This window comes from Galbibacter sp. (assembly GCF_035306585.1).
Taxonomy (GTDB): domain Bacteria; phylum Bacteroidota; class Bacteroidia; order Flavobacteriales; family Flavobacteriaceae; genus Galbibacter.
Genome location: NZ_DATGNU010000073.1, coordinates 1 through 7,071, shown reverse-complemented (window position 1 = coordinate 7,071; position 7,071 = coordinate 1). Strand labels below are relative to the sequence as shown.

The window sequence follows — 7,071 nt, the reverse complement described above, 5'->3', positions numbered from 1 at the left end:
ATTTGGTTGATCAGGTCTTTCGAGTTTTTTAATCTCTGGAAAATACAGCGGAAACAGACTTTCAATCGCCTGATCCATAAGTTCTTGAGCAACAAAAAGTGTACCTTCTTGTTCACCCTCATAAACCAGCTCTACCTTACCTGTAATAGCAGGTATCACCCCCATAAAGTCCGACAGTCGTACACTTGTTTCACTGGCACCACTTTTTAACATCCTTCTCTCAGCGGTGCTAATCAGATTTTCAAGTGCACTTATACTCAAACGAGCACTTACACCACTCTTAGGATCTATATACGGGCTTTCTCTAGCTTGAAATCCAATTTGTTCCAAAACATCATAGACCAGCGGTGGTACATAAACTGCCGATTTTTGAACCTCAGCTAGTTTTGCCTCCTGCCTAGTGATCTCCTTAGCTACTTCAAGATTTTCTGGATAATGGGTAAGAATTTGTGAACCAATCCGATCTTTTAAAGGAGTTACAATACTTCCTCTATTGGTATAATCCTCTGGGTTAGCAGTAAATACGAACTGAAGATCCAGTGGAAGACGTAACTTAAACCCCCTGATTTGTATATCTCCCTCTTGTAGAATATTAAATAAGGATACCTGGATCCTAGCCTGAAGATCTGGTAATTCATTGATAACAAATATACTTCGATTTGCTCTGGGAATCATCCCGTAGTGGATAACCCTATCATCCGCATAGGAGAGTTTTAAATTCATAGCCTTTATGGGATCGACATCCCCAATTAAATCTGCCACGGTAACATCGGGCGTTGCTAATTTTTCAAAAAAGCGTTCGGAGCGTGCTATCCATACAATTGGAGTTTGATCCCCTTTTTCCTCAAGGAGTTCAATAGCATAGCGCGATATTGGATGAAATGGATCATCGTTGATCTCAGATCCCGCAACAGCTGGAATCCATGGGTCTAGTAGATCTACCATGGCCCGAGCAAGTCTGGTTTTGGCCTGACCACGAAGCCCTAATAAATTTATATTGTGTTTGGAAAGAATTGCCCTTTCAAGTTCCGGGATCACGGAATTTTCATAGCCGTGAATCCCTTTAAAACTGTTAACTCCGTTTTTTAAGTTCTTAATTAAATTTGACCGAAGCTCTTCTTTGATTGTTTTACTTTGATAGCCAGCGGCCTTTAATTCTCCAAGGGTAGTAATTTTATCTATTTTCATTATCTCTATGTTGCTTAGTTGATAATCACCATTTCAAAGAATCAGGTATATTATCGAATGTTTCTTTTTCTATTTCTTTGGTAGTCCTCAAATATCATTTCTCCCAATCCAGATAAGCCCGTAAAGAATGCCTTACCTTTGTTAGCCTCTGTAAAGTGTCTTACAAATTGCATCAAGTAAGGGTCTTGAGCAATCATAAAGGTAGTGATAGGGATTTGAAGCTTTCTAGCCTGCCTGGCCATGGTATAACACCTATCCACGATATATTGATCCAAGCCTACACTATTCATATAATAATCCCCATTGGGCTTTCGAACGCAACTAGGCTTACCATCGGTAATCATGAAAATTTGTCGATTAGTGTTTCGTTTGCGCCTTAGCATATCCATAGCTAATTGCAACCCAGCAACCGTATTGGTATGGTAAGGCCCCACGTTTAAATAAGGCAAGTTTTTGATTTGTATCGGCCAGGCATCATTACCAAAAACCAACACCTCCAAAGAATCTTTGGGATATCGCGTGGTGATCAGTTCCGATAAGGCCATGGCAACCTTTTTTGCGGGTGTAATACGATCCTCCCCGTAGAGTATCATACTATGGCTAATGTCAATCATTAGAACCGTGCTCATCTGCACTTTATGGTGGGTTTCTTCAACCACCAAATCATCTTCACCCATGGCAAATGAATCAAAACCATGATGGCGTTGCGCATTGCGAATACTCTCAGAAATATTCACTTTCTCAAGAGCATCCCCAAATCTATATTCCCGTAAGTTTCCAGTTAATTCATCCCCTTGCCCAATGTATTTACTTGGATGATTCCCGGAACGGCTCTTTTTTAGCTTTCCGAAAATTTGTTCCAAAGCATGTTTGCGAAGAAGCTGCTCGGTTTTGGCTGTAATAGAATAGCCTCCTTGATCACCAGTGGAACCATCACCACTAGGATCGATTTCTTCTCTTATGTATCCTTTTCGTTTCAGATCTTCAATAAAATCATCAATGGTATAATTAGCGTCAGTTAATTGATACTCTTGATCCAATTCCCTGAGCCAATCGATAGCCTCATCAAAGTCTCCCGAGGTATGGGTTATGAGCTCTTTAAAAATCTCAAAAAGTTTTTCAAAAGGTGTCCGATAAGGCTCCTTATAGGAGGTGAACACAAATCCGTTTCTTTGTTTATTCTTCATAACTGAACTAAAATTAATCAATTATCAGCAGGATTAAAAGAAAGTTCTAGCTATTAACACTGTATTAAAAATTAAAGTCCAGTGTTCTTTTACTATAAATTCATTCCAGAACCATAAATAGTTTAAAGAAAAAGAACCCTTGTAATAAAAACATATTAAAGGCCAAGCCCGGCACTTTTTAAGTAAAGTTTGCCGGGCTTGGCTTAAGTGCTTTGATGCACTGTAACAAAATTTAGATGAATTAAAATATTCTACTCTGAGTATCCTGGATTTTGTTTCAACAATTCGTTACGATTCATTTCATCTCTGTGAATACTAATAAAATACATTTTATCCAACCATTGTCTGTTCTCAATTCCTGGATCAAGATCGTACACATTATAATGATAGATATAATTATCAGTACTATAACCATACTTCTCTACGTGTGCTCCTGGTTTTAACTCTCCAAAAATATCAATGGTCTGAACCTGCTCTCCTAGCGTTGTTGGAGCGATCATCCAACGTCTGGCATCGTGAAAACGATGCTCCTCATAGGCCAGCTCAATACGACGCTCATTTCTATAGCGCTCCATTAAAGCTTCACCAGATTCTGTAACAGCTGGAAGCCCCACTCGGAACCTAATTTTATTAAGCCAAGTTCTAGCTTCTTCATCTTCTCCAAGCTCTATACAGGCCTCTACGTAATTAAGAACAGCCTCGGTGTATTTAAACATAGGGAAAGGTACTTTTTGACGATCAGTTTGATTAACAATCGCAGGATCTGGATCGATGAACTTACGCATGGTGTATCCCGTGTAACTACCATTCCAATCCTCAATTGTACTGTTTCGCGTATCGAGACCTTCGTGCACCACTATATTTCCTTTTTCATCAACGATTTCATATTGACCAGTCTGAATTTGATTATATGGATCGGCCCCTTCCACATCAGCAGTTCTTGGCTTCCAATCCGCACCATCATAAAGAATAGAAGCATAAAAACGTGGGTCACGATTTTCATAAGGCGCAGCAGCATGAACTGGATTATTCCAATCAAATGGAGTACCATCGATCATTTCATAATCATCTACCAAGTTTTGCGTCGGCGTGTTTCCTGACCAATTATGGTAACCGTTTGGACCATTGGCACGTCCTATCCAAGTACCTCCTTCATCTTTTTCATCCACAAAATAACGCCCTAGAATAAGTTCGATTTCCGCTGAGGCATCAGCAACTGAACTACCACCTCCCATAGACAAAGCAATATAATTCTCCTTGCCTTCTTCTGGTGTTACTGGGGCATCTAAATTCAACTTATACCCTAGGTTTTTATCTACGACTGCCTTAGCAGCTGCTTTTGCTTTTTGCCAACGCGCAGTTTGGTCTCCAGATACATATCCTAAATATTCTGGGTTTGAATATCCTGCAATTGTTGCTGAATTTGCCGAAGCCGTAGGGATATCATGAAGATCACTAGCGGCGTATACCAGCATGCGTGCCTTAAGTGCCATAGCAGCAATATCCGTTGCACGACCAGTAACGGTAGGCTGCCCTTCTAGGAGGTCAATAGCTTTATCACAATCAGCGATGATAAAATCAACACATTCCTCATAGGTATTCCTGGGAAGAAGATAATCTTCATCCTCAAGTTTATAAACTCTATCTACAATTGGCACTGCGCCATAATAACGAAGCAACTGGTGATAATAAAATGCTCTCAAAAAATACGCCTCCCCTACTAATCTATCAGCGACCTGCTGATCATCAAAGAGCGGGTCTTCTAGATTTTCTAAAGCGACATTGGTAGCACGAATGCGCTTATACATATCAGTCCAGTTATAATTGTAATTAATCCAGCCTTGATCAACTGGGTTGGATCTTGACTCGGTAATGGTATTAATTCCTCTTCCAGAGTGCGTAAAGAGCGCCTCATCAGTAAGTGAGGCTTGCATTTGTTCATCAAATCCACCTTGACCAAAGCCATTGTATATATCAAGAACAAAAGCTTCGGATAATGAAGGATCTGCCCAAGTATCAGTATCAGGCACCTCATCTAAAGGTTTTGTATTGACAAAATCATCATTACACGAAGTAACTCCTACCAAGAGTAGCAGTACACAAATCCTTAAAGTATATTGTTTTATATTGTTCATAACAAAAAATTTTAGAAGGTTACGGACATACCAAAGTTAATTATACGTGCCTGAGGATAATAATGTCCAACTGATTGCACAGACTCTGGATCCATTACTTTCATTTTACTCCAAGTGGCCACGTTAAGCCCATTCATGTAGAATCTAAGATTAGAAATCCCTATTTCTTCTCCCACTTCTGAAGGAAGTGTATATCCTATCTCAATATTTTTCAAACGTAGATAATCCGTATCTCTCAGCCAGTAGGTATTACCATCTGAATAATATTGATCACTTCGGTCGGTTATCCTAGGATGGACACTACTTGGATTGTCTACGGTCCAACGATTTTCGTAAAAATCCATTAAGTAGTTCCCTATAGCACCAGATTCATAGGTCAAAATAGGTACTTCTGCTCCAGCAGAACCCTGTAGTAATACGGTCAAGTCGAAATCCTTATATCGAACTTGCAGATTTGCACCGCCTTGAAAAGTTGGCTGTGTATTCATATCCCTACGAACTCTATCATCAGGCGTAATTGCGCCGTCTCCGTCGAAATCCTTATATTTCATATCCCCAGGGCGAATATTATTAGTAATATCACTATAATCTAATGTATTGGCTGCAATATCCTCCTGGTCTCTAAAGACCCCGTCATAAATGTAGTACAGACCAGCATCAATAGCTCTACCAGTTGATCGCTGCCACTCTGGTGCCCCTGGAGCCTCATCCCAAAACTTTATTTTGTTTTTGGCGTATCCACCATTTACGGCAAACTGGAAATAAACTTCTTCACCTAACTTACCATTATAACCGACATTAAATTCCCAACCTTTATTTTCAACTTTACCAATATTTTCAGCTGGAAGGCTCATTCCCGTACTTTGAGGAATAGAAGCGTTACGTCTCCAAAGAATACTACTTCTTTTATTTAGAAATGCATCAAATTCAAAGAATAACTTACCGTCCATCATCTGACCATCAAGTCCTATATTATAATTATCAGCCTGTTCCCAAGTAATTAGTGGATTAGGAACGCGAGTTTCATAGAGTGTTTTCGCAACCTTCCCATCGGTCACATAGGATCCGAAACCATAGGTAGAGTAATACTGGTATTCTTGTAAAGCATCATCGTAATAAATATTGTCATTACCCATTTGCCCCCATGATCCTCTTAATTTTAAAGAGTTCACAAAAGGGATGTTTTCTCTCCAAAAGTCTTCTTCAGAAATACGCCATCCAACCATAACTCCTGGAAAAAATCCATACCGACTATCTTCGGGGAACATATAGGACCCATCATAACGCCACAGAAATTCAAATAAATATTTTTCACTAAAGTTATAAGCAACCCTACCAAAGTAATTCAGTCTAGCCCGTTCCCAAGCAGCTCCTCCATTGTCTTTCTCTGCATCACCACCAGCAAACATTTGATCAATTACCTCAGAGATAAAATAGCGTCTGTAAGCAAAGAAATTGTCATTACGAATGGTTTCTTTGTTGGTTCCAGCTAGCACATTTATGGAATGTTCGCCAAATGTCCGATCGTAGGTGAGCGTTGCTCCAAGAAGAATATTAAGTTGATCTTGGTTTTCTTGTCGTAGGTTTGGTTCCGCTGGTCCTCTTTTACCTCTTACCAAAGCTGGAGTCACGCCATCAGCCTCATAGTCTCCTTGCCAGGTGTAAAGATACCACGGAATCTCCCAACGCTTTTTTTGCTGAATGTATTTGTCAATTGCTGCGGTACCCGTAAATTTTAGTCCTTCAATACCTGGAATCTTTATATCTACTTTACCATTGGTTTGAAAATAGTATCTACGATCTCTATCGTATCCTGTCTGACTGGTAGTGATTACCACAGGATTTTCTCCGTATTCAATATCTGGTCCAGGCATTCCATTTGGCCAATACGCTGGTTCGGTTGGAATACCACGCATCAACATTCTAAAGATAGCGCCAGCACCTTTAGTAGGAAAATTACGATCCTCCTGCCTTGCCAACACGCCAATTTGGGTGCTAATATGGTCGCTTACCTTGGCATCCAAATTAATTCGTAAATCATATTGCTGATAATTTGTTGCAGAATTTTTATAATAAGCATCTTGATCTTGATATCCTAAGGAGGTAAGGAACCTAAAGTTTTCACTTCCACCATCTAATTGCAGGTTGTGTCGTTCTTGCAGCGACCATCCTTTCATGGTAGCATCAAACCAATCTGTGTTGGGATGACCCCATGGATCAGATCCGTTAGCAAACAATCTTCTATCCTCAGGAGAGAAAGGTGCTGTTACCGTACTACCATCAGGACGCGTATAGGTACCTGTCTCACGAAAAGCTCTTGTAGCATCAGCCCATTGGCTTACAGGTAATTTATAGATCTCTAAGTCGTTTCGCATTTCGGAGTATTCCACGGCGCCAGCGAGCTCTGGAATCACCGTCGGTTGAGAAAACCCTATATTACTGGTATAGGTAACACTAGTTTTTCCTTCGCTACCACGCTTAGTGGTTACTAATATAACACCATTGGCAGCCCGAGCTCCATAGATAGCGGCGGATGCATCTTTTAACACTGAGATACTCTC

Annotated in this window: 4 protein-coding genes; all 4 read right to left on the bottom strand. The window is 40.2% G+C overall.

Translation table 11 applies throughout. From position 1 onward, the window contains the following. Window positions 1-1,188: magnesium chelatase ATPase subunit I (locus tag VKY50_RS07375; protein WP_324300405.1), on the bottom strand; the 1,188-nt coding region annotated here is incomplete at its 3' end. Window positions 1,189-1,238: 50 nt separating this feature from the next. After that, a complete protein-coding gene (locus tag VKY50_RS07370; protein ID WP_324300403.1) occupies window positions 1,239-2,375 on the bottom strand; it encodes a vWA domain-containing protein in 1,137 nt (378 codons plus the stop codon). A 251-nt stretch (window positions 2,376-2,626) separates the two neighbouring features. Continuing rightward, a complete protein-coding gene (locus tag VKY50_RS07365) occupies window positions 2,627-4,510 on the bottom strand; it encodes a RagB/SusD family nutrient uptake outer membrane protein (protein WP_324300401.1) in 1,884 nt (627 codons plus the stop codon). Window positions 4,511-4,521: 11 nt separating this feature from the next. Beyond that, a partial coding sequence (locus tag VKY50_RS07360) for a SusC/RagA family TonB-linked outer membrane protein (RefSeq protein WP_324300399.1) occupies window positions 4,522-7,071 on the bottom strand: 2,550 nt, incomplete at its 5' end.

Bases quoted from the DNA above. Each gene is read 5' to 3' on its own strand.
- VKY50_RS07370 (WP_324300403.1), bottom strand. From the start codon at position 2,375: ATGAAGAATAAACAAAGAAACGGATTTGTGTTCACCTCCTATAAGGAG.
- VKY50_RS07365 (WP_324300401.1), bottom strand. From the start codon at position 4,510: ATGAACAATATAAAACAATATACTTTAAGGATTTGTGTACTGCTACTC.